This window comes from Pseudomonas sp. B21-035 (assembly GCF_024748945.1).
In the GTDB taxonomy this organism is placed as follows: domain Bacteria; phylum Pseudomonadota; class Gammaproteobacteria; order Pseudomonadales; family Pseudomonadaceae; genus Aquipseudomonas.
Genome location: NZ_CP087179.1, coordinates 1411133 through 1433634, shown reverse-complemented (window position 1 = coordinate 1433634; position 22502 = coordinate 1411133). Strand labels below are relative to the sequence as shown.

Sequence of the window (22502 nt, the reverse complement as noted above, 5' to 3'; positions counted from 1 at the left end):
GCGGAAGCTCCTGATGAAGCACGACAACGCCCTGCTGGAAAAACTCACCCGCAGTTCGTTGCGTCTGAACAAAGGGATGATGGTGTTGCTTGGCCTGGCTTTGCTGTTGGTCGGCACCAGCTACTGGTCGTTTCAGCGCCTGATCGAAGAGCAGCACGACACCGTGCGCTTTCACTTTGCCCGGCTGATGGAAAACATCCGCGAGCAGGAAGTGTTCTTGCGCAGCCTGGCCCAGCGCAGCCATCAGGGCGAGTTGCTCAAGGACGAGAATGCCCAGGTGCGCTTGCTCAAAGCCTTGCCGGAAGAAGGCCCGAATATTTACCAGGGCCAGGAGTTTTCCTACTCCATGCCCTTCAGCGCCAAAATCGACCCAGAGAAAATCGCCGCCAGCGAACACGCCAAGATCTTCTCCCTTGGCGTGCACCTGGCGACCTTTTACAGCACGTTCTGGTCGACCTCGCACTACCAGTCGCCGCATGTGTTCCTGTTCAACCAGCACGGCAACTTCGACATCACCGTGCCGGCCGCAGGCCATGCAGGGGCCAAGACCGTACCGCACAACGAAAGCTTCATCGACATGATCCGCAGCGTGATCGATCGTCTGCCGCGCGACCATCAGTTGCTGCGCGAAGGTGAAGTCTGCTGGCAACACTATGGCCCAAGCGCCGCCAGCCCGGGCCCGGCGCGCATGCTGGCGTACATCGGCATCCAGCTGGCCGCGGACGAAATCCACATCAAGGGCGCCGACACCCGGGTGATGATCGCCAGCATCCTCGATTTGTCCCAGGCCAATGACTACGAACGCACCATGGAATGGTCGATCTATGACCACTTCACCCTGGTGGCGCCTTCCGGCCAGGTGCTGATTGGCGCGTTGTGGCCAGAATCGCCGCTGCATGAGGGGATCAACTTCAAGCCCGAAGGCCTGGTGTTCAAGCTGGTCAACCACAATGGCCCGGCGTGGACGGCAGTCTATGCCCTCAACTACCGCAGCTTCTTTCGCTATGCCCTGTGGCCGCTGAGCAGCCTTGGCGCCGCGCTGCTCGCGCTGGTCACCATGGGCTGGGGTGCCAACCGCTGGTACCGCCGCCAGGTGATCCTGCCGGCGCGCCAGGCGCATGCCAGCATCGCCGAAAGCGAAGCCTTCAGCCGCGTGGTAATCGATACCGCGCCCACCGGCCTGTGCGTGGTGCGCCGCGCCGACAACCAGGTGCTGGTGGAAAACCAGCGGGCCCAGCAGTCGCCGGGCAGCGCCAAGCTGATCAGCGCCCTGGAGCGGCGCACCGACCAGGGCGAGACGGGTGAGACCTACCTGGAAATCGACGGCCGGCACCTGCAGGTGGGGTTTGTCTCGACCCGCTACCAGGGCCAGGATGTGCGCCTGTATGCCTTCAACGACGTCACCCGGCATATTGAAGATGCCACGGCCCTGGAAGAAGCGCGGCGCGCCGCCGATGCCGCCAACGAAGCCAAGACCCTGTTCCTGGCGACCATGAGCCATGAAATCCGCACCCCGCTGTACGGCGTGCTCGGCACCCTCGAACTGCTCGGCCTGACTCGCCTGGAGCCGCGCCAGCAGGAATACCTGCAGACCATCCAGCGCTCGTCGGCTACTTTGTTCCAGCTGATCAGCGACGTGCTCGACGTGTCGAAGATCGAGTCCGGGCAGATGGCGATCGAGTCCATCGAGTTCTGCCCCCTGGACCTGATCGAAGACACCCTGCACACCTATGCCGCCTTCGCCCAGCGCAAGGGCCTGCAGCTCTATGCCTGCACCGACGCCGCGCTGCCCGAGCGCCTGCTCGGCGACCCGATGCGCATTCGGCAGATCCTCAACAACCTGTTGAGCAATGCCATCAAATTCACCGACACCGGGCGCGTGGTCCTGCGCACCCGGGTGCTGGCGCGAGAAGATGACAAGGTCAGCCTGGAGTGGCAGGTCACCGACACCGGCATCGGCATCTCCACGGCGCAGCAGGCCAAACTGTTCGAGCTGTTCTACCAGGTGCAGGACGCCTGCAGCGAAGGTGGCGCAGGCCTGGGCCTGCCGATCTGCTGGTGGCTTAGCGAAATGATGGGCGGGCAACTGAAAGTGGTCAGCGAACCGGGGCTGGGCAGCAGTTTTGCCCTGCGCATGAGCTTGCCTGTGCTGGCAGGCCAAACCCTAAGCAGCGCGCCAGTTGCAGCCGCGTCGATTCCGGTTTACGTGCGCGCCCCGGTACAGGAGCTGGCGCAATCGCTGGTCGACTGGCTTGTCCGCCTCGGCGTACACGCCGCCCTGGCCCCCCAGCCACTGGAAGCCAAGCATGCGCCGGCGGTACTGGTCGATGCCTTGCCGGCGACCAACGCCCCAGCCTGGCCGGGGCCACGGGTGCTGTGCACGGCCGGTGGGCGCAACCCGCCGGAATACACCGGGCAGAGCTGGAATGTCGACCTGCACAACCTGCGCGCCATCGCCGACGCGGTGGGCATGGCCCGCCTGGGCGCGCCGCAGGCATCGCAGCAGGCCGCGCAACAGCAGGCCGACAACCTGCAACTGCGCATCCTGGTGGCCGAAGACAACCCGATCAACCAGGCGATCATCAAGGAACAGCTCGAGGCCCTGGGCTGCACCGCGGTGGTCGCCAGCAACGGCGAACAGGCCCTGCACCTGTGGCAGCCCGAGGTCTTTGACCTGGTGCTGACCGACGTCAACATGCCGGTCATGAACGGCTATGAGCTGGCCCGCACCCTGCGCGAGCATGACCCGCAACTGCCGATCATCGGCGTCACTGCCAACGCCATGCGCGAAGAGGGCATGCGCTGCATCGCCGTCGGCATGAACGCCTGGATCGTCAAGCCGCTGAGCCTGCAGACCCTGCGCGGCCACCTGCTCAAGCTCTGCCGCCCGGCCTTGCAGAATGCAGCAACGCGGGTCGAGCCAGACACCCTCACCGCCCCCGCCGCCGCCCCGGCCACCGATAGACTGCAGCTTTCAGAGCGGATGCGCCCGCTGTTCATCACCACCATGCGCGATGACCTGCAACTGATCCGCTGCGCGCTGGAGCAAAGTGACGCTAGAATCGTCGCCCAAAGGCTGCACAGCATCGCCGGCGCCCTCGGCGCGGTACAGGCCAGCGACCTGGCCGAGCACTGTACGGCGCTTGAGTGCCGCCTGGCAGGCGGGACAATCGATGCTTCCCTGCGCCTTGAAGTGCAGCAGATACTGAGCCGGCTTGCCGCTGTTGTGGATGCGCTCGAGTAACAACAATCAGGCTTACCTGCGGCCGTATGGACACCCCCTAACCTTCTATACCGGTACTACGGACAGCCACTATGGACAAACTCAAAGTCATCATCGCGGACGATCACCCGATCGTGCTTCTCGGCGTGCGCGAACTGGTAGAACGTGACGAACGTTTTTGCGTGGTCGGCGAAGCCGTGTGCTCAAAAGGCCTGATCGAGCTGCTCGAACAGCAACCGGTGGACCTGGTGATCACCGACTACAACATGCCGGCCGATTCGCCCTATGGCGACGGCCTGAAACTGGTCGATTACCTGAAGCGGCACTTTCCGCATTTGCAGGTGTTGATCCTGACGATGATCTCCAACCACCTGATTCTCACCCGCCTGCATGAGCTGGGCGTGGTCGGGGTGATCCAGAAGAGCCAGTTGCACACCGAAATCCAGTTGGCGCTCAAGGCCGTGGCCCAGCAAAGCCAGTACCGCAGCCTGGAGCCTGCAAAAACCTCGGTCATCGAAACCACCGCGGCGATCGAGGACCGGTTTGCCACACTGTCACCCAAAGAGTTTGAAATACTGCGATTGTTTGTCGCCGGTAAAAGTGTCAGTGATATTGCCCGCAGCCAGAACCGAAGTGCCAAGACCATCAGCGCGCAAAAGATTTCGGCCATGCGCAAACTTGATGTTAATAGCGACCAGGACTTACTGGCTTATTGCCTGGAGCGCAGTATCTTTAACTAAGTTTCCGGGCAACAAGGTCAGGAACCGATAAAGACTTTGTTGCCAGAACGCCCGCCCCACCTGGGCTCAGACCTTATAAGAATCGTCTGATGTTCGGCAAACACCCCCCGTTCTATTGTGTATTGGCATTTTCATGCAGCACTTTCCAACCAATACAAATGGACATCACCATGAAGAAGTTCTCCCTGGCCCTTATCACTCTGTCCGTACTTGCAGCGTCCGGCGCTGCCCTGGCAGCAGAAACGACGCCTGTTCAAGGTGGCAGCGGCAAGATCACCTTCACCGGCGTGATCAACAACGACGCCTGCTCGGTTGACGGCGCCAACGCTGATCGCGTGATCTCCGTAGACATGGGCACTGTATCGATCAAGGACATGGGCACCGCTGAAAGCCCGTCCTCGGGCCGTGTCACCGGTAAAGACTTCAACCTCAACGTCAACTGCAACCTGGGCACCAAAGTCTCGATGATCTTTGACGCCGCCAGCGGCGGTTCGGGCCTGGTCACCGGCAAGAAAGTCCTGGCCCTGACCAAAGGCACCGGCACTGCAGCCAACGTCGGTATCGCCCTGCTCGACAGCAACGGCGCGCTGATCGACCTGAGCTCGAAAACCACCGCCATGATCCAGAGCGACATGCACGGTACCGGCGCTGCCGGTGGCGACGCGATCCTCAACTTCTCCGCCGCCTACGTCACCACTGGCGCAGCGGGCACTGCCACCGCCGGTCGCGGTGACGCCACCCTGCCGTTCATCCTGCAATACGAATAAGTCGTAGCGCCTGAACTGCTTTGTGCGAGGCCGCCCGGCCTCGCCATTGGCCCTGAAGCAAAACCCCTGAATCAAACGGTACAGACCATGTTGCGTCGTTCTATTCCCGCATGCCTGGGGCTGCTCGGCATGCTCATGGCCGGCCAGGCCATGGCCAGTATTTCGCTGAGTGCCACGCGGATTGTCTTTGATGGCAACCACAAGGAAGCCAACGTCACCGTGCGCAATGGCAACCAGGACGTGCTGATTCAATCCTGGGTCGACGACAGCGATGCCCAGCGCAGCGTGCCCTTTGCCGTAACCCCGCCACTGGCACGGGTGTTCGCCCGTGAACAGCAGTTGCTGCGAGTGCTGTACGAAGGTGCCGGGATGCCTGCGGACAAAGAGTCGGTGGTCTGGCTCAACGTCCAGGAAATCCCTCAGGCCGCCGCCGCCGCCAACACCCTGCAACTGGCCGTGCGCCAGCGCATCAAGATTTTCTTCCGCCCCGCAGGCTTGCCTGGCAATGCCCTTATGGCGCCGACCGAACTGCAATGGCAACTGCTGCGCCACAGCGGCAAGACCCTGCTGCAGGTCAATAACCCGAGCCTTTATCACGTCTCGATGGCGGATATAAAACTTGAGGCGGGCAAACTTAGCGAACTGGCAGCGGACTCAACCATGGTCGCGCCGGGTGAAGTAAAGACATTTCCGGTTAAAACCCTGGGTAGCGATAACAACGTGCGCCTGAGTTTTTCCAGCATCAACGATTACGGTGCGCAAAACCAATACACCACGACACTGTCCAGCGGCCAGGCAAGTACCGCTGCCCAAGCGCCGGGCAAACAATAACGGTTAATGCCCAGGCGTTAAGCCTGCGCGTAACTGCGCCCCTCGCCGCGCCCAGTCGTTATTCGGGATACAAGGTTCCTTCGCATGTCTTTATCTTCCGGTAACAGGCCAACTCATTGCGCCGGCCAACGTGCGTGCGCTCCGTCTGCAACTGCCCGTCTGTGGAAGTTGAGTGCCCTGTCGCTGGCCGTGCTTGGCGCGATGCCGGTGCTGGCCGCGCAGGACACCGGCGATGCGCAACAACTGGAAGCCTTCAACACCACCTTCCTGCAAGGCGCACCTTCGTCGGTCGACCTGCAACTGCTGCTGTCGGCCAACAGCGTGTTGCCGGGCAACTACCGGGTCGACCTGTACAGCAACGAAGTGCTGGTGGGCCGGCGTGACATCGATTTCAACCGCAACCCGGCCACCGGCCGCGTCGAACCGTGCCTGACCCTGGAGTTGCTGCAACAGCTGGGCATCGACCTGAACAAACTGCAGGCCCAGGGCAAGTTCGACCCGGACACCCCGCAAAGCTGCTACGACCTTCCCAGCCTGATCGACCAGGCCAGCCTGCGCTATGACGCCGCGCGCCTGCAACTGGCGGCCAGCGTGCCGCAAGTGGCAATGCAGCGCGGTATCCGTGGCTACGTCGACCCGGCGCTGTGGGATGACGGTGTGCCGGCGGCGTTCATCAACTACCAGTACAACAGCAGCCGCAGCGCCGGCGATGCCGACACGCGCATCGCCAATAACCTCGGCCTGCGCAACGGCATCAACCTCGGTGCCTGGCGCTTGCGCAACGAGTCGAACTTCACCAGCAGCACCGGTCGCCCAAGCACCTTCAAGAGCAACCGCAGCTACCTGCAGCATGACGTCACGGCCATCAAGGGCCAGTTCAGCGCCGGGGATATCTTCAGTGACACCGACCTGTTCGACAGCGTGCGCTATCGCGGTGTGAAGCTTGCCTCCGACGAAGGCATGCGCGCCGACAGCGAACGCGGCTACGCGCCGATCATCCGTGGCGTGGCACAAACCAACGCCACCGTCGAGATCCGCCAGAACAACTACATCCTGTACACCGCCAGCGTGCCGCCAGGGCCGTTCGAGATCAGCGACATCTACCCGTCCGGCTCCAACGGCGACCTGCAAATCACTATCGTCGAGGCTGACGGCCGCCGTCGGGTGACCACCCAGGCGTTCTCCAGCCTGCCGATCATGGTCCGTGAAGGCCAGGTCAAATACAGCGTCTCGGCCGGCCAGTTCAACAGCAACACCGACGGCATGGCCACCCCGAACATCCTCAGCAGCACCCTGGCCTACGGTATCAGCAGCAGCCTCACCGGGATCATCGGTGTACAGGCCAGCGACAACTACAAGGCGCTGTCGCTGGGCGCCGGCAAGAACACTTCGCTGGGCGCGGTGTCGTTCGACGTCACCCATTCGAGCAGCCGCGCACTGGGGCAAACCACCCAGGGCAACAGTGTGCGTGCCCTCTACGCCAAGACCTTCACCGGCACCGACACCAACTTCACCCTGGCCGCGTACCGCTACTCCACCGAAGGTTTCCGTACCCTGACCGATCACGTCCAGGACTTGAGCAGCGACCTGGAGCGGCGCCCAGGCAACTCCAAGACCCGCACCGACCTGACCATCAACCAGAGCATGGGCCGCAACCGCGAACTGGGCAGCCTGTACGTCAACGCCAGCGACCAGCGCTACTGGAACCGCGGCGGTTCGCAGAGCTTTTCGGCCGGCTACAGCAACAACTGGGGCGAAGCCAGCTACAACCTCGGCGTCACCCGCACCAAGGATTTGGGCGACGGCTACGGCGGCTCAAGCAGCGATACCCAGTTCAACCTGTCGGTGTCCTTCCCGCTGGGCAGCCGCGCCCGGGCGCCGCGTGCGTTCATCACCACCAGCACGCAAAAAGGCGGCGACAGCACCCAGGTTGGCGTCAACGGCTACCTGTCCGAAACCAGCGACACCTTCTATTCGGTCCAGGGCGGCAACAGCAGCTCCGGCGGCAACTCCGCCTCGGCCAACCTCAACACCCGCACCTCGGTGGCCGACATCACCCTGGGCTACAGCCAGGGCCGCGGCTACGACTCGCAGAACCTCAACGTATCGGGCTCGGTGGTTGCCCACCAAGGCGGCATCAACCTCGGCCAGACCGTCGGCGAAACCTTCGCCCTGGCCCAGGTGCCGGGCGTCAAGGGCGCCAAGATCAGCAGCTACAGCGGCGTCGAAACCGGGCGCAACGGCTACGCAGTGATTCCCAACGCGCAACCTTACCGGGTCAACTGGATCAGCCTGGACACCCGCGAACTGGGCGGCGACATCGAAATCGACAACGCCACCCAGCAACTGGTACCGCGCCGCGGCGCTGTGGTGGTGGCCCGCTACACCGGCAAGAGCGGGCGGCGGGTGCAGTTCGAGCTGTTCGACGAACAGGGCGCGATGATCCCGTTCGGCGCCTCGCTGGAAGACGCCAGCGGCAAGCAACTGGCAATTTCCGACCCCAACGGCAAGGCGCTGGTGTTGCTTGAAGAAGACCAGGGCAGCCTGACCATCAACTGGGGCGAGCGCCAGTGCACAGCGCCGTATAGCCTGCCGGAGCGGGACAAGGCGCTGAACTATGAGCGTCAGCGCTTGGTGTGCCGGCCCTGATGCGGCCTCATGTGACCAAAAGCCCCGCAATGCGGGGCTTTTTGTTATCTGTGTGATCCGGAACTTGTTAATAGGCAGAAACGAAAAAACCCCTGAATCTTGCGATTCAGGGGTTTCTCTTGTATGGCGGAGAGAGTGTCCCTTCTCAGAAGCTCCATCAAAAGCCATGGATGCCCAAGTTGGATACTATGGCTTCCATCAATCGCCTGACTGCACTATCCGCGTCACGCCGGAACAGAGCAGGACTCTACTGCAATGGCGGCGGGCTGTACCTTCAAGTCACCAAGGCAGGCGTCAAGTCGTGGCTGTTCAGGTACATGCGCAACGGCAAGCGAGGGGCATGGGCCTCGGCCCACTGCACTCGACGTTGAGACAGAGCAAAAAGCAACGCATCAGCCGCGCCTTTGTACCCCGTCGCATAGAGATCAGCAGGAAAACCTGTCCAACCCAGCATGGCGTTGTTCTGCCAGTCCTCCCCCTTGACGAACAAGCTCCGGCCGGAAAATGCGGACGGAAATCTGTGGTCGTCCGTCAAAGTTGGGTCCAGCAAATGGCCTTCTTCCTCGGTCATGATGCCTCCATTCAAAACTCGTCTTGGGATTAGAGCACGAAGCAAACTCTGTCAGCATGGCCATAAGCATGCGCCAGCTGGCATGCATCGCTTCGCCTACGCGACACCTTCCAAACCAAGGCATTCAGACTCATTGGGCGAATCCTCGGCCCCCAACCAGATGGTATACAACCTGCCCACCTTCTCGGCTCCATGCTCATAGGCGTAGAACGTTGAGACAAACGAGAGAGGGGTTCTGCGCAAGTCCTGCCTCTCCCCTACAAGGCGAGGTTCTGGCCAACGACCATAGGTGTCAGCTGACTCAGCAACGAATCGCTTCTGCAAGTTCTTCTCGATTGCATCTCGGTTTGACAGGAGGTGAGAGCCATTGCTTTCTGGAAAAACAACTGCGGCTAGCGAGTTCTCTTGCGCGATCGTTACAACCACATCAAAGAAGGAATCGACGATCGACGACTCTGTATGTGTTGCAAGCATCTCGTCCATTGGGTTGATGGCCCGTATGACCAGGCACTTCTTGCTCGCATGCAACTCTGGGAGAATCTGAAAGTAGACCAGCGCCATCCCTGCCAGACTTCTTCGAGCCTGATCAAAGACAACAAGATGAGCCTGCCTGGACTCCTCCCACATTGCCGTGTTGTCACGCGAACACAGGGTAGCTGCATGCTTGGCAAAAAAAGCGGCCGGGTGCTTGGAAACCACTCCGACAAGATTCGTTGCTGTATGTTCTGTCTTGTCCCTTACGAACTTGCCTCGCTCTCGAGCCACCCATCGCAGGCATGCCTCCAGAACATTCGACCGCACCAGAGCAAATGCATCATCAAGTTGTTCTTTGCTACTGCCCGAACGAGTATTCTCAGAACCCACGAGCCGCTCGGCCAAAAACCTGGCGTCGCCATCATCGAAGCGGCCAAGGAATCTGGCAGTATGTTTATCCAAGGCGTCTGGCAGATCGCTATCAAACAACCTGCCTAACTGCTCGATTCGCTCGAATGTCTGCGCGCCCTCATCTGCCATCTGCGAAGCAGATTCAAGCCCGCCTGAAATCCACTCCGCGATCATGGAATCGTCGCGTGCGGCGGCCAGCAACACACCAACATGGGCAATGAGTGACCATGGGTCACGAGCGTTGTCGAAAAGACGCTTGGCCCTCAAGTGTTTGCATGCTTCGGAGATAGTTTGGTTGTTGGACAAAGAAAAATGCTTGGCGAAGGCCGCTGCCTGCGCAAGTGCGAGCAGGCTTTGGCGTTCAAGGGTGCCGTTCAAGCGCCGAAACGAGCGCTGCCAAATCATGGGATATGAGCCTTGCAGCTTAAGCCACGACAGATCCGCCTGGTTATTGACTACCCTCGGCCAGAGGGATGTCAGAGTAGAAGATGAGGTTCGATACAGCATTGCGATTGCATCGGCCTCCAACTCATCTAGTTGTGATCCAGCTGGCCCGCCTCCCGTCAGAAGCCCATGTACCAATGGCTCGAGCCTGTCGAGGGTGGCGTAAAGTGCCTCGTGTCCCTCCCAGGCATGACGGAGCACGCTGCTGAGCAGGACGCCCCCCGTTTGCTCCAAAACGATCGGTAGACTGCCGAGTAGTGCATGACGCTCGACAGCATCCTGTTGAGAGTAACGTTGCTGATAAGCAACCCTGACTACCTCGTCAGCAGCATAGGGCCGCCTTCCGATGATGGACTCCACCCGTCGACTCACAGCAGAATAGATCTGGCCCTCGTTCCCAGATAGGACACTGAAATTGTTGCGCGTGTACGCATCGTCAAGCAGTAACCGCGAGATCTCATCTTTTCTATGGCCAATGCGCAGAGACTCTATCCCTCGCGCTTTGTAGTACCACTTCTTGAGAGCCTGAACAGTCCTCAGATCGCGCACCTCGACGAGGTAACTGAGCATTTCACGTCCAAGGTGAACGATGGGAAGCGCCTGCTGCAGCGACCTGAAGTCGTCTAAGTCCGTCGCTTCCTGAAGATAGCAACAAGCATCTATGTGCCCCCCTGAACCAGCCTGCCGAACCCAGTCAGCGACGACATCTGGGAGTGGTTGACCACGGACACTGTCAACAATGCTCAGCCATGCATCGACATCGTCAACGCTAAGCTTTTGGTAGCAGTCTTGAAACGAGAGCACAGCGGCGCCGGATACGTAGCCGTGCTTTGCAAGTACAGACAGGAATGGCTCAACCTTTTCAGGTTCTGACAGGTAACCCGTGCACTGCGAGATCTGCTCAATACTCAGTCCAAATGGAGGCGACGCAAGGAGTTTGAGTTCATTGATGGACCGCTTTTCCTCATCGCCCTCACCTACGCAGAGGATCAATGATTGGCACTGGGCCAGTCCCAGCAGGTCGGCCCCTAATGACTTCAATGCCAATGCGAAATCGACCGGAAGTTTCTGATGGGAATCCAGCACCCTGCTGAATCGCGCGATATCCGCCGAACTACTCGCTCCCAAAGTACGCAGAACATAGGCCCAACTCTCTGTTGACGCACGCCACAACAACTGTCCTACTGACTCGAACACTGAACTCAGCTCTACCACCCCGGCCGCTCTCAAAGCTGTCAGATTGGTGTCGAGCTTCTGTGAGTTGAAGAAATGCATGTCGTACTCGAAGATCGTCGCAATCTGACCTCGATCGACTTCGTGATCAAGTAACACGCGAATCATCTGCCTAGCTTGCCGCTTGTAACCACGGGCAGCATCGGCACTGACGCCATACGACTCTTTCTTACGCCCAAGCCGACTGAGCTCCTGCCTTGTACGGACGACTCCCTCCTGAACCAACATCCATGCGAGTTCACCGTCCAGTTGGAAGTTTCCGTATCGAGCCATCGCCACAAGTTCAGGCATTTTTTCCAGATCAAATCGTCGCGCGATTTTGAGCCAGTTATTGTCCAGGGACCGAGCGCCATCTAACTCAGGCCACGAGCTGGGCAAAGCCAATCGTCGAAGTAGAATATCCAGCGATGGAGAGAAGCCTACAGGGCCGGGAAAAGTTGAATGCCAGGCAAATTCAGGGGCGATCAGATTGTCGAATATGTACCGGCGTCCCTCATAGGTCTTCACTTGGACCAGTAGAGCCCGAGCCTTCCGCGCCCCAAAGATCGTCGGTACGAAAAACTGCCCGATTGATCGCCATGTCGAACAGTCTCGCGGGTTGAGAGATATGTTGTTGGGAATGCCAAGTGCACGCCTCACATGGCATTCATCTTGAGGATCTTCGGACAGTAGCTCTGCCACCAAGTGACGAACCGCTTCACGAAATTCCGCGATCTGCTCACGGCGACGCGAATAGGAACGAGATCCCTCACCCTCACTGTAGTAACAACTCAAGACGCAAGGCGCCCCTAAATCGCATCCCACAACAATGCGCTCTCGAAACGCACGGTAATCATTCCGTTCCTGATTGACTAGACCGTTCAAAGGTACTCCCTCTCCCTGGTGCTCAAGCAGATTAAAATACTGCCATATTGCCATTATTCACTGCTTTGGCAAGGCGCGACCCCAACGTTAAGAACTCAGATCCGCCTCGATGGCAGTACATGCATTGAGTTGCCCGGGGCTCGCCATCTTACGAGACGGCCCCAGCGCCTGAAACCGAAGACGATTCAAAGTGTTTGCTCCCGCTTTTTTACGTCACCTACCGCAAGCAAAGTCCGCGGCAACGTAAACCCCTGAAACGGCCGCCGCGTGAACGGATTGAGCGTCTTCTCCGCCGTGATCCGATACCGCATCATCCCGTCTGTTATGCGAAAACTCAGGTCCACACTGGTATCGGTCCGGCCATTGAGCTGGCCCCGGCTGAGCAGACAGAACAGTGACCACGGCCCCTGAAAGCCCAGGCTACTGCTACCCACCACATGAACCAACGTCAGCCGGCTGCCCACACCCTCGCCCAAGGTATTAGGCCAGATCAGCCCGATAGGATTGCTCCGCCCATGCCGAACGCCAACGACAGATTGAGTTAGAAGGCTACTCACCTGAACAAGACGACAAGTATGCGAGGGGCGAACTTGCTGACGCAGGCTCCGTCTATGCATTTTCGGCCAGCACCCCCAATCCGCAAGCTACCCAAGCACCGCCGCCTTGCTGGCCTTGGGCACCCGAGCATTGGAAGCCTACGAATCAGCGCAACATGCTCATCAAGGCTGGAGCGTTGATCTTGGCCGAGCTGGAGCGCCTGGAGCGCATGCATGCTTACTCGCCCACCCATGGCATCCCACAGCCTCGACCTAACCGCGACCTGCGATATCTGCGGCAAAGGGCGGTCCACACGGCAGCACAAAAAGTGCAGCCAGATCCGCCAACGGCGCGAGAATACCAAGTGGGAATCCTACATGGCCAACGTGGCCGCAAAGAAACTTCAACAGTCACAGCGACTGTACGCCACTCGATAAGGCGGAGAACATATTATGGCTAAGCACCAAGTAAAATCTATCGACACTGTTAATGAAGAACAACCAGGCAAGCTGCAATTCTTAATCACTCCATCTACCTGGATACGCAAAGAGCTACTGTTCCCAGTGTTCGGACTGAGTACCGAGGCAGTACGAAAATACCGGGACCGTGGTATCTGGCTAGAAGAGAAGCAGTGGCGAACGGACCCCGCGAACGTCATTGTTTATAACCGCGTAGAAATCGAGAAGTGGATGGCTGGCCATCCATGAAAGAGAAGCTTCCACCAGGTGTCGATACCCTACCGAAAGGCATCGACATCAATGGCAACCTTCTGCGGATCGCCTTCAAGTTTGAAGGCGAACGCCGCCGAGAGCCGCTACGCAACGTAACCAAAATCAACAAGGCCGCTATCGCATATGCGGATAACAAGCGCCGGACGATTCTTGCCGAGATCAAGGAGAACCGCTTTGACTACGCGGCACACTTCCCCGACTCGACTTGGCTAAAATCCAGACTAGAAATTCCAAACGAACCGAGCAAGCGCACTGTTCAGGATGGCATTAATCGCTGGCTGGAAGTTGTTGAAGTCAAGAAAGCTCACAGCACCTTCATCAACTAAAAAAGCAAGTCCGAGCACGTGAAACGAAAATTTGGCGACAGAACTATCGCGAGCATCCCCAAGAGTGAGCTTGAACTATTCCAGGCTGAACTACTTACTGGGGGCCTAAAGCCGAAAACGGTAAATGATGTCTTCACCATTGTGCGCGGTGTATGGGGTGATGCACTTAACGATGAGATTATAAAGTTCAATCCCCTAGAGCGCATCGAAAACATTCAGTCGGACAACGATATCGAATTCGCCGACCCATTCACTCGTAGTGAGATCGACCAGATCGCCATAGCCGACCCAGAGAGGCTGGCGGACAGCCGGATGATCGTATTCAACTGCTGGGCCGGGCTGTCGCTGTCTGAGCTGATTGCAACTGCAGTCGAAGACGTCGACCTGGTGGCTGGCACCCTCACTGTCCGCCGCGCCCTGGTCGCGGGAGAGTTCAAGGTGCCGAAGGAGCGCGCACGGATCCGTACGGTAGAGCTGATCAAGCCCGCTCTGGAACTGATGACCGCGATCATGGCCGACGCCGCGCTGAGCGAGCCGAAACACATCACCGTCGTCCAGAGGGATAACATTACCAAGAAGCACGAACGGGTTCGCTTCCTGTTCCGCAGCTCCACCAGCGGCCTGATGTGGAACGGCAAGACCGTTAGCAACTGGTTCACCGCCCATCTGGAAAAAACAGGCATCCGCCACCGAGGCGCCAACCAAGCACGCCACACCTTCGCAAGCCAAGCGCTATCGAGCTACGTCCCGATTGAGTGGGTTGCCCGGCAACTTGGGCATAGTGATACAACGATGGTCCGAAAGCACTACGGACGATGGATTTCGAGGGACACCAAAAGCATGAGTACGATTGTGTCGGAGATGATGGGTTTTTGAAGTGAAGGCTCCGGTTCTGCCATCGGAGCCTATTTGTCTATTTAGTGGGCCTGATGAACAATCGCAGCGCCCTGGTGGTTTTCGATAATCTTGCCAGCCTTGGTGTTGGCAAAGAAATGCATGTAAGTGTGATGAACTGTCAACACAAGATCTTGCAACTCCGGATCATCCTCAAGCCGCTCGACTTTCAGACCAAACCCTACTGCGTCCTCAATGTGAAAATGTCTAGCGTGGGTCTTGGTGCCCGCGTGATCATTGAGAGCGGTTACAATTCTATTAGCCTTATCTACTGCTTCTTCATCCCCATCAAACATACCGGAAACCAACCAGGCACGAACAATCTGATCAGCAAGCTCAATGGCTTTCTCGCATTCGCCAAGGAATGAGGGATGATACTTACTGATTAAAGCTTGCCAGATTGGGGTCGTTCGAGGATCTTCCTTGACCGCTGCAATTGCTTTCTCAAACTCCTCCAATACCCCGTGAGCCGGAATGCCACCGAACTGAGGATCGAAAGGCCCAATATTAGATTGCTTACCCATTACCAGAGTTGAACAGGCACAGGACATCATCGTGCCTGCCGACATAGCTATCTGGGGAATAACAGCTCGAATATTATTCCCAAACATTTGCCGAAGATAGTGAACAATGGATTCGGCAGCTGATATGTCACCACCTGGAGTATGCAAAATCAGATCGAGGCCAAGGCTCCTGTCTAATCCATGGATGGCATTCATCAACCCATTTTTATCATCATCGTTGACATGCCCCATGGTATAACCAGGTTTTTGCAAGAAACCAGAATAGAAAGCGATGACATTTCGATTAGTTTTTTTATGCAGAAGCGCAAGATATTTTCGCCTAACAACATCGATGCCGCTACCGCCACCTTGCTGTACGATTATTATCTCTTCTAAAACCTGTGTCCAATTTGGCATATCTTCATCCATAAAAAAGCCCGGGAACTCCCGGGCCCAAACTTCGCGACAGGTGTTATTTATCGGAAGCTTTTTTGATCAGTTCAGTCGCAGAAGTGCTCGTCGCATAGCTGACATTTACTTCAGTCAGGATCGAACACTTTTTGAATTGTCGGGTGTAGGTCGCAGCGCCAGGGTACTGAGGGCCTGGGTTAGGATTCAGACCTAACAGCGCGAAACCAGCCTCGAAATCAGTGCGATGAGTTTGCATGCTTTGCTCCAATGAGGCCGGCAGGAAAGCCAGCCCCTAAATTTGGGTCGCGATGCTAGCAAAACGATATTCGCTTTGGAAGCACGCGTATCAATTCCGTCGAAATAACCGACGACCGTAACGCTACGACCGCCGCATCCAGCGAAGTGTTCCACGCCGTGAAACCTTCGATGAACTGAATGTAGCCGATAGAAAATCTCGGCGCCATAGGATTTTTCACCACTCATCCCCTTCCTTGACCACGTAAAAATTGAGATCACAGAGATGGCATATAGATATCAAACGAAGGCCTTGCGACGCTTTCTGGAGAGGTATTCCGAGCATTGGAGTGTCAACCCACACCTCTAGCGCAAAGTGCGTCTACGGGGGCTACAGCGACCTACAGCGGCCTACAAGAGAAAATTTTTGCCCTAAAAATTCCCTAAAATTTTTTCAGCAACGAAAAAGCCCCCGTAAACATCACTGTTTACGGGGGCTTCATCTACTACATGTAATGGCGGAGAGATAGGGATTTGAACCCTAGGTACTGTTGCCAGTACAACGGATTTCGAATCCGTCCCGTTCGGCCACTCCGGCATCTCTCCAGTGGCGCGCATGATACCAGCAGTTTGCCGAAAGGCAAAGCCTGTTTGCGAAAAAAATTCGCGTGGTATCAGGCGCTTGCGTGAACTTGCCGGTTACAGCGGCACGCCCAGGCGTTTGGCAACTTCTTCGTAGGCTTCGATAACGTCGCCCAGACCCTGGCGGAAGCGGTCCTTGTCCATTTTCTTGCGGGTTTCTTTGTCCCACAGGCGGCAGCCGTCCGGGCTGAATTCGTCACCCAGGACGATCTCGCCGTGGAATACGCCGAACTCAAGCTTGAAGTCGACCAGCAGCAGGCCAGCGTCGTCGAACAGTTTGTTCAGCACGTCGTTGACCTTGAGCGACAGCTCTTTCATCTTCGCCAGTTGCTCGGCGGTGCCCCACCCGAAGGCCACGACGTGGGATTCGTTGATGAACGGGTCGCCCTTGGCATCGTCCTTGAGGAACAGCTCGAAGGTGTGCGGGGTGAGCTTCATGCCTTCTTCGACGCCCAGGCGCTTGACCAGGCTGCCGGCGGCGTAGTTACGCACGACGCATTCGACCGGGATCATGTCGAGCTTCTTGACCAGGCATTCGTTGTCGCCCAGCAGCTTGTCGAACTGGGTCGCAATGCCGGCTTCTTCAAGCTTTTGCATGATGAAGGCGTTGAACTTGTTGTTCACCATGCCCTTGCGGTCGAGCTGTTCGATGCGCTTGCCGTCGAACGCCGAGGTGTCGTTGCGAAACAGCAGGATCAAGCGGTCAGCGTCGTCGGTCTTGTAAACCGACTTGGCTTTGCCGCGGTAGAGTTCTTCACGTTTTTCCATGATGGGCTCCGCTTGCTAAATGATGGGCTAGGCGATTTCACGCCAGTCGAGCCCGGAATCCTGATTGGCCACTTGCAGCCAGTCCGGGTCGCAGCCGAGGGTATCGACGAAGCATTGCCGGGCCAGCTGTGGCTGGTTGTTCTTGCTGCTGAGATGGGCCAGCACCAGGTGTTGCAGGTTCTGCCAGTCCAGCTCCGACACCAGGCGCGCGGCCTGATGGTTGTTCAAATGTCCGTAGTCGCCACCCACCCGCTGCTTGAGAAACATCGGGTAAGGCCCGCGTCCGAGCAGGTCGCGACAGTGGTTGGCCTCGATCAGCAGGGCGTCCAGGCCCTGGTAGCTGCTGAGCAGGGCCGCATCATACGAGCCCAGGTCGGTCAGCACGCCAAAGCGCCGGCTGCCATCGCCAAACACGTACTGCAGCGGCTCCAGCGCGTCGTGAGTGACGCCGACGGCGGTAACGCTCAGGTCGCCCAGCTGCAAGGTGTCGTTGGCGGCCAGGAAGCCTGCGGCCTCGACCGGCTTGCGCATGCCGCGCAAGGTGCCGCGGCTGAGGTAGACCGGTACATTGTAGCGCCGCGACAGCAACCCGACCCCATGCACGTGGTCGGCATGTTCGTGGGTGACCAGCACCGCGCTCAATTGCGCCGCAGAAACGCCGAGCAGCGCCAGGCGCCGCTCGGTTTCACGCAGGGAAAAGCCGCAATCGACCAGCAGCAAGGTATTGCCACTGGCGATCAGCGTGCCATTTCCCTGGCTTCCACTTCCAAGTACGGCGAAGCGCACTTAACCCAGGTTGTCCTGAATCACGCTCAGCACGCGGCGGGCAACGTCTGCCGGGGCCACGGTGTTGATGTTCTTCTCGACGGTGACCTGGACGCTTTCGCCCACCTTGCTCAGGCGAACCTGGTAGCGCTCGGCACGGGCTTCACGCTCTTCCTTGCTCGGCGCACTGCCGAACAGGCGGCTGAAGAAGCCTGGCTGCTCTTTGGTCTCGGCTTTCTCGGCAAGGTTGATGTAGTACAGGCCCAGGCTGCGGTTGATGTCTTCAACACGCCATTCGCCCTGCTCCAGGGCACGGCCAACGCTGGACCAGGCGCGATCGAGGTCGGCGCCCAGGTTCAGTACCGGGTTGCCGCTGCCGTCTTCGCTGAGGCTGACGCGGCTCGGGGTATCGAAGTCGCGGGCGGCAAGCAACGACACCGAACCGCCCTTCTCGGCGCTGCGGGTCATGCTGGCGAGCATTTCGTCGACCAGGATGGCGTCAACACCGGTGTTGGCCGAACGTGCCGGGAATTCCTGCTCGGCAGTGCTGCCGGCCGGGCGTTCGACGGTCACGACGTAGACTTCACTGGTGTTGCGCTGCACGCCCGGCTCGATGCGGATGCGCGCACGGACTTCGTTGTCGCTGCTGCTCGAGGCACTGCCCAGGCGCTTGGCCATGGATGCCGAGAGCTCGTCGAAACGCTGCCAGGTGGTGTTGAACTCGCCGGTTTGCGGACGCTCTTCGGCAATCCGGAAGCCGTTGTCTTCAAAGAACTGACGGGCCACCGGCCAGACTTCGGCCGGCGAGCGCTGGGCCAGGACCCAACGCGAGCTGCCGCTCTTCTGCAGGCTGAAATCGCTGATGTCGGCCGCGGCGTTCAACGGCAGCGGACGCGGCACTTCGAATTCGCCCTTGACGTTGTCGTCGGCGACGTTGCGCGGGATCGGCAGCAGCGGGTCGAGCCGCTTGGCGCTGCTGACGTCCGGTGGCAGCTGCATTGGCGGCTTCTGGGTGGCCTCCAGATAATCGCTGCCACGGTCACGGAAGTAACCCTCTTCGCCCCAGAGCCAGCCGCAACCGCTGGTACTGGAGATGATCAAGGCAAGGGCGGAAAGACCAGCCAATCGCTTCATGCGGTGTACGTCCTCAATTAAAACTTCAGGCCGCACTGGCGCATCGCCTGGCGTACCGTATCGTGACAGGATTCGCTCAGCCAGGTCAGTGGCAGGCGGATGCCCTTGTGCATCAGGCCCATTTCAACCAGAGCCCACTTCACCGGAATCGGGTTGGCTTCGATGAACAGGTCCTTGTGCAGCGGCATCAGTTGTTCGTTGATTGCGCGAGCCTTCTGGGCATTGCCCTCAAGGGCGGCTTCGCACAGATCGGCCATTTCTCGCGGGGCGACGTTGGCGGTAACAGAGATGTTGCCCTTGCCGCCCAGCAGGATCAGCTCGACAGCGGTCGGGTCATCGCCGGACAGGACGATGAAGTCCTTGCTGACGCCGTCAAGGATGGCCTTGGCGCGCTTGAGGTCGCCGGTGGCCTCTTTGATGCCGATGATGTTCGGCACGGTCGACAAACGGATCACGGTCTCGGCCTGCATGTCGCAGGAGGTGCGGCCAGGGACGTTGTAGAGAATCTGCGGGATGTCGACGGCTTCGGCAATGTGCTTGAAGTGCTGGAACAGGCCTTCCTGGGTCGGCTTGTTGTAGTACGGCACCACCAGCAGGCAGGCATCGGCGCCGGCTTCCTTGGCGTTGCGGGTCAGGTGCACGGCTTCGCTGGTGGAGTTGGCGCCGGTGCCGGCGATCACCGGGATACGGCCATTGACCTGCTTGACCACCGCTTTGATGACTTCAATGTGCTCATTGACATCCAGGGTCGCCGACTCGCCGGTAGTACCGACGGCAACGATGGCGTGGGTGCCGTTTTCCAGGTGGAAGTCCACGAGTTTGCTGAGGCTGTCCCAATCAAGACGCCCTTGTGCATCCATGGGTGTGACCAATGCCACCATACTGCCCGCAATCATGAAACTGCTCCTGCCGGAAAAAGAGAGCGGTAATGGTACTGGCGCCATCGGCCTTGCACAAGCGAAGCAGGCGGGCGGAGCATTCCCCTCGGCGGCCATTTTCGCTACCCTTCTGTCTTTGATCGGTACATAGTGGCCCGCCGGGCTGCCGACAATGCGCGTAGCCAGCGCCGCAAGGCTCGATCCTGAGCCCCGGGCGCCTGCCTACCGGCCTTTTTGCCACGTCAGGTACCGACCGCTCATCGCTTTAGGAATGCTGCATGTCCACCCCCACCGTTCGCGAACAATTCCTTGTCATCAGCGCCCTGGGTGCCAATCCCATGGAACTGACCAACATCCTGTGCCGGGCCAGCAACGACAATCGTTGCTCGGTCGTCACCTCGCGCCTGACCCGCCACGGCGAGTGCAGTGCACTGGTCCTGCAGGTCGCCGGCAGCTGGGACGCCCTGGCGCGCTTCGAAGGCGCCCTGCCGGGCCTGGCCAAGAAGCACACCTTCACCGTCAACGTGGTGCGCAGCGCCGAGCTCGAAGTTCGCCCGCTGTCGCTGCCGTACGTGGCCTATGTCAGTGCCGCCTACCGCCCGGACATCATCAACGAGCTGTGCCAGTTCTTCATCGACCACCATGTGGAGCTGGAGAACCTCACCTGCGACACCTACCAGGCCCCGCAGACCGGCGGCACCATGCTCAACGCCACCTTTACCGTGACCCTGCCGGCAGGTACCCAGATCAGCTGGCTGCGTGACCAGTTCCTGGACTTCTCCGATGCGCTGAACCTGGATGCGCTGATCGAACCGTGGCGCCCACAGAACCCGATGTAAGGAAGCTTTTCATGGCCGTTGAACTCGACCAACCCGTCGCCGATTTTGAGGCCCAGGCCACCAACGGCCAGACCGTCAGCCTGGCTGGGCTTAAAGGCCAGCAGGTGGTGCTGTACTTCTACCCCAAGGACAGCACCCCGGGGTGCACCACCGAAGGCCAGGGTTTCCGTGACCAGCATGCAGCCTTTGCAGCGGCCAACACCCAGGTGTTCGGCGTATCGCGTGATGGCATCAAGTCCCACGAGAACTTCAAGGCCAAGCAGGCCTTCCCCTTCGAGCTGATCAGCGACAAGGACGAAGCCCTGTGCCAGCTGTTCGACGTGATCAAGCTGAAGAAACTCTACGGCAAGGAATACCTGGGCGTGGACCGCAGCACCTTCCTGATCGACAAGGACGGCGTGCTGCGCAAGGCCTGGCGTGGGGTGAAGGTGCCCGGGCACGTGGATGCCGTGCTGGCTGAAGCGCAGGCGCTGAACGCAAGATAAGCCAATCGCGGGGCAAGCCCGCTCCCACAGGTTCTTTCACTCACTGTGGGAGCGGGCTTGCCCCGCGATGCTTTCAAAGCAGCGGCGCCACCACCGGCTCTCGCCGCGGCCAGGCATCCAGCACGGCCTTGAACAGGGTCGCCAGCGGGATGGCAAAGAAGATCCCCCAGAACCCCCACAGCCCGCCAAACAGCAGCACCGCGCAGATGATCGCCACCGGGTGCAGGCTCACCGCCTCGGAGAACAGCAGCGGCACCAGCACGTTGCCGTCCAGGGCCTGGATGATCGCGTACACCGCCATCAGGTAAATGAACTGATCACCCCAGCCCCACTGGAACAGCGCAATCAGGGTTACCGGTACGGTCACCACCACCGCGCCGACATAGGGCACCACCACCGATAGGCCGACCAGCAGGGCCAGCAACGCCGCATAGTTGAGCCCCAGGCTGATGAAGGCGATGTAGGTGGCCACGCCACAGATCAGAATCTCGATGCCCTTGCCGCGAATGTAGTTGGCGATCTGCCGGTTCATTTCTTCGGCCACCCGGGTCATCAGCGCCCGCTCCTTGGGCAGGTAGCCACTGACCCAATCGGCGATCTGCTCGCGGTCCTTGAGAAAGAAGAACACCAGGATCGGCACCAGCACCAGGTAGATCATGATGTTGACCAGCAGCGGCAGGCTCGACAGCGAGAAGGTCAGCGCCCACTGGCCGAACTTGCCGATCTCGCCGCGCATCACCTCGATGGCCTGCAGCACCTGCTCGTCGGAGACCAGGTGCGGGTAGCGCTCGGGCAACAGCAACAACAGCGACTGCCACTTGCCGAGCATGCCCGGCAGTTCATTGAAGAGAGTGATCAACTGGTGCCAGAGCAGCGGCACCAGCACCAGCAGGAACACCGCCAGGGCGCCCATGAACAGCATGAACACCAGCCCGACCGCATAGCGCGTGGGCACCCGCAGGCGCTCCAGGGCGTTGACCAGGCCTTGCATCAGGAACGCCAGAACCATCCCCGCCAGCACCGGCGCGAGCATGCCACCGAGGGTCAGGACGGCGGTGAACGCCAGAAACAGCAAGACCGCCAGCACCACCGCTTCTTCATCGGAGAAGTAGCGCTGCATCCAGTCGCGAAGCACCTTGAACATTGAC

At 59.2% G+C, this 22502-nt stretch carries 20 protein-coding genes and 1 tRNA gene; 10 read left to right on the top strand and 11 right to left on the bottom strand.

Annotation, left to right across the window (positions count from 1 at the left end):
- Positions 1-13: 13 nt before the first annotated feature.
- From LOY22_RS06565 to LOY22_RS06545, 5 genes are all read left to right on the top strand, one after another.
- Positions 14-3244, top strand: a complete 3231-nt coding sequence (locus tag LOY22_RS06565) for a hybrid sensor histidine kinase/response regulator (RefSeq protein ID WP_258596904.1) — start codon at positions 14-16, stop codon at positions 3242-3244.
- A 71-nt stretch (positions 3245-3315) separates the two neighbouring features.
- On the top strand, positions 3316-3963 hold the full coding sequence (locus tag LOY22_RS06560) for a response regulator (protein WP_123565844.1): 648 nt from the start codon (positions 3316-3318) through the stop codon (positions 3961-3963).
- A gap of 170 nt (positions 3964-4133) precedes the next feature.
- Positions 4134-4730 carry a fimbrial protein gene (locus LOY22_RS06555; RefSeq protein ID WP_093387664.1) on the top strand — a complete coding sequence of 199 codons (597 nt, stop codon included), beginning with the start codon at positions 4134-4136 and terminating at the stop codon, positions 4728-4730.
- A gap of 87 nt (positions 4731-4817) precedes the next feature.
- On the top strand, positions 4818-5561 hold the full coding sequence (locus LOY22_RS06550) for a molecular chaperone (protein WP_195885873.1): 744 nt from the start codon (positions 4818-4820) through the stop codon (positions 5559-5561).
- A gap of 84 nt (positions 5562-5645) precedes the next feature.
- A complete protein-coding gene (locus LOY22_RS06545; protein WP_408980940.1) occupies positions 5646-8210 on the top strand; it encodes a fimbria/pilus outer membrane usher protein in 2565 nt (854 codons plus the stop codon).
- A gap of 274 nt (positions 8211-8484) precedes the next feature.
- On the opposite strand, the gene LOY22_RS06540 is transcribed toward LOY22_RS06545, so the two are convergent.
- The 3 genes from LOY22_RS06540 to LOY22_RS06530 form a co-directional block, all read right to left on the bottom strand.
- A complete protein-coding gene (locus LOY22_RS06540; RefSeq protein ID WP_258596899.1) occupies positions 8485-8781 on the bottom strand; it encodes a hypothetical protein in 297 nt (98 codons plus the stop codon).
- A gap of 96 nt (positions 8782-8877) precedes the next feature.
- Positions 8878-12207 (bottom strand): hypothetical protein, encoded by a 3330-nt coding sequence (locus LOY22_RS06535; RefSeq protein WP_258596897.1) that lies wholly within the window; start codon positions 12205-12207, stop codon positions 8878-8880.
- A 185-nt stretch (positions 12208-12392) separates the two neighbouring features.
- Positions 12393-12824: a type VI secretion IcmF C-terminal domain-containing protein gene (locus LOY22_RS06530; protein WP_408980939.1), complete on the bottom strand. Its 432-nt coding sequence runs from the start codon at positions 12822-12824 to the stop codon at positions 12393-12395.
- Between the two features lie 372 nt (positions 12825-13196).
- On the opposite strand from LOY22_RS06530, the gene LOY22_RS06520 reads away from it, so the two are divergent.
- From LOY22_RS06520 to LOY22_RS06510, 3 genes are read left to right on the top strand one after another with little or no spacing between them, the layout of a single operon-like run.
- On the top strand, positions 13197-13451 hold the full coding sequence (locus LOY22_RS06520; protein ID WP_258596895.1) for an excisionase family protein: 255 nt from the start codon (positions 13197-13199) through the stop codon (positions 13449-13451).
- Positions 13448-13801, top strand: a complete 354-nt coding sequence (locus LOY22_RS06515) for an Arm DNA-binding domain-containing protein (RefSeq protein WP_258596893.1) — start codon at positions 13448-13450, stop codon at positions 13799-13801. Before LOY22_RS06520 ends, LOY22_RS06515 begins: the two co-directional genes overlap by 4 nt.
- Positions 13802-13819: 18 nt before the next feature.
- Positions 13820-14677: a tyrosine-type recombinase/integrase gene (locus tag LOY22_RS06510; RefSeq protein WP_258596891.1), complete on the top strand. Its 858-nt coding sequence runs from the start codon at positions 13820-13822 to the stop codon at positions 14675-14677.
- 41 nt (positions 14678-14718) lie between these two features.
- On the opposite strand, the gene LOY22_RS06505 is transcribed toward LOY22_RS06510, so the two are convergent.
- The 7 genes from LOY22_RS06505 to dapA form a co-directional block, all read right to left on the bottom strand.
- Positions 14719-15627: an SDH family Clp fold serine proteinase gene (locus tag LOY22_RS06505; protein WP_258596889.1), complete on the bottom strand. Its 909-nt coding sequence runs from the start codon at positions 15625-15627 to the stop codon at positions 14719-14721.
- Between the two features lie 43 nt (positions 15628-15670).
- Entirely contained in the window at positions 15671-15865 is a 195-nt protein-coding gene (locus LOY22_RS06500) for a hypothetical protein (protein WP_258596887.1), read from the bottom strand.
- A gap of 494 nt (positions 15866-16359) precedes the next feature.
- Positions 16360-16449, bottom strand: a tRNA-Ser gene (locus tag LOY22_RS06495).
- Between the two features lie 93 nt (positions 16450-16542).
- A complete protein-coding gene (purC, locus tag LOY22_RS06490; RefSeq protein ID WP_093386315.1) occupies positions 16543-17253 on the bottom strand; it encodes a phosphoribosylaminoimidazolesuccinocarboxamide synthase in 711 nt (236 codons plus the stop codon).
- A 27-nt stretch (positions 17254-17280) separates the two neighbouring features.
- Entirely contained in the window at positions 17281-18039 is a 759-nt protein-coding gene (locus LOY22_RS06485; protein WP_093386320.1) for an MBL fold metallo-hydrolase, read from the bottom strand.
- Entirely contained in the window at positions 18040-19152 is a 1113-nt protein-coding gene (gene bamC, locus LOY22_RS06480) for an outer membrane protein assembly factor BamC (protein ID WP_093386324.1), read from the bottom strand.
- Positions 19153-19169: 17 nt separating this feature from the next.
- Positions 19170-20048: a 4-hydroxy-tetrahydrodipicolinate synthase gene (gene dapA / locus LOY22_RS06475; protein WP_258596883.1), complete on the bottom strand. Its 879-nt coding sequence runs from the start codon at positions 20046-20048 to the stop codon at positions 19170-19172.
- Between the two features lie 260 nt (positions 20049-20308).
- Between dapA and LOY22_RS06470 the strand changes: the two genes are divergently transcribed.
- Together LOY22_RS06470 and LOY22_RS06465 are read left to right on the top strand one after the other, a co-directional pair.
- Positions 20309-20869: a glycine cleavage system protein R gene (locus LOY22_RS06470; RefSeq protein ID WP_038996628.1), complete on the top strand. Its 561-nt coding sequence runs from the start codon at positions 20309-20311 to the stop codon at positions 20867-20869.
- A gap of 11 nt (positions 20870-20880) precedes the next feature.
- Positions 20881-21354: a peroxiredoxin gene (locus tag LOY22_RS06465; protein ID WP_093386334.1), complete on the top strand. Its 474-nt coding sequence runs from the start codon at positions 20881-20883 to the stop codon at positions 21352-21354.
- 73 nt (positions 21355-21427) lie between these two features.
- Here LOY22_RS06465 and LOY22_RS06460 read toward each other — a convergent pair whose 3' ends face one another.
- A complete protein-coding gene (locus LOY22_RS06460; RefSeq protein ID WP_045193511.1) occupies positions 21428-22498 on the bottom strand; it encodes an AI-2E family transporter in 1071 nt (356 codons plus the stop codon).
- Between the last annotated feature and the right edge of the window lie 4 nt (positions 22499-22502).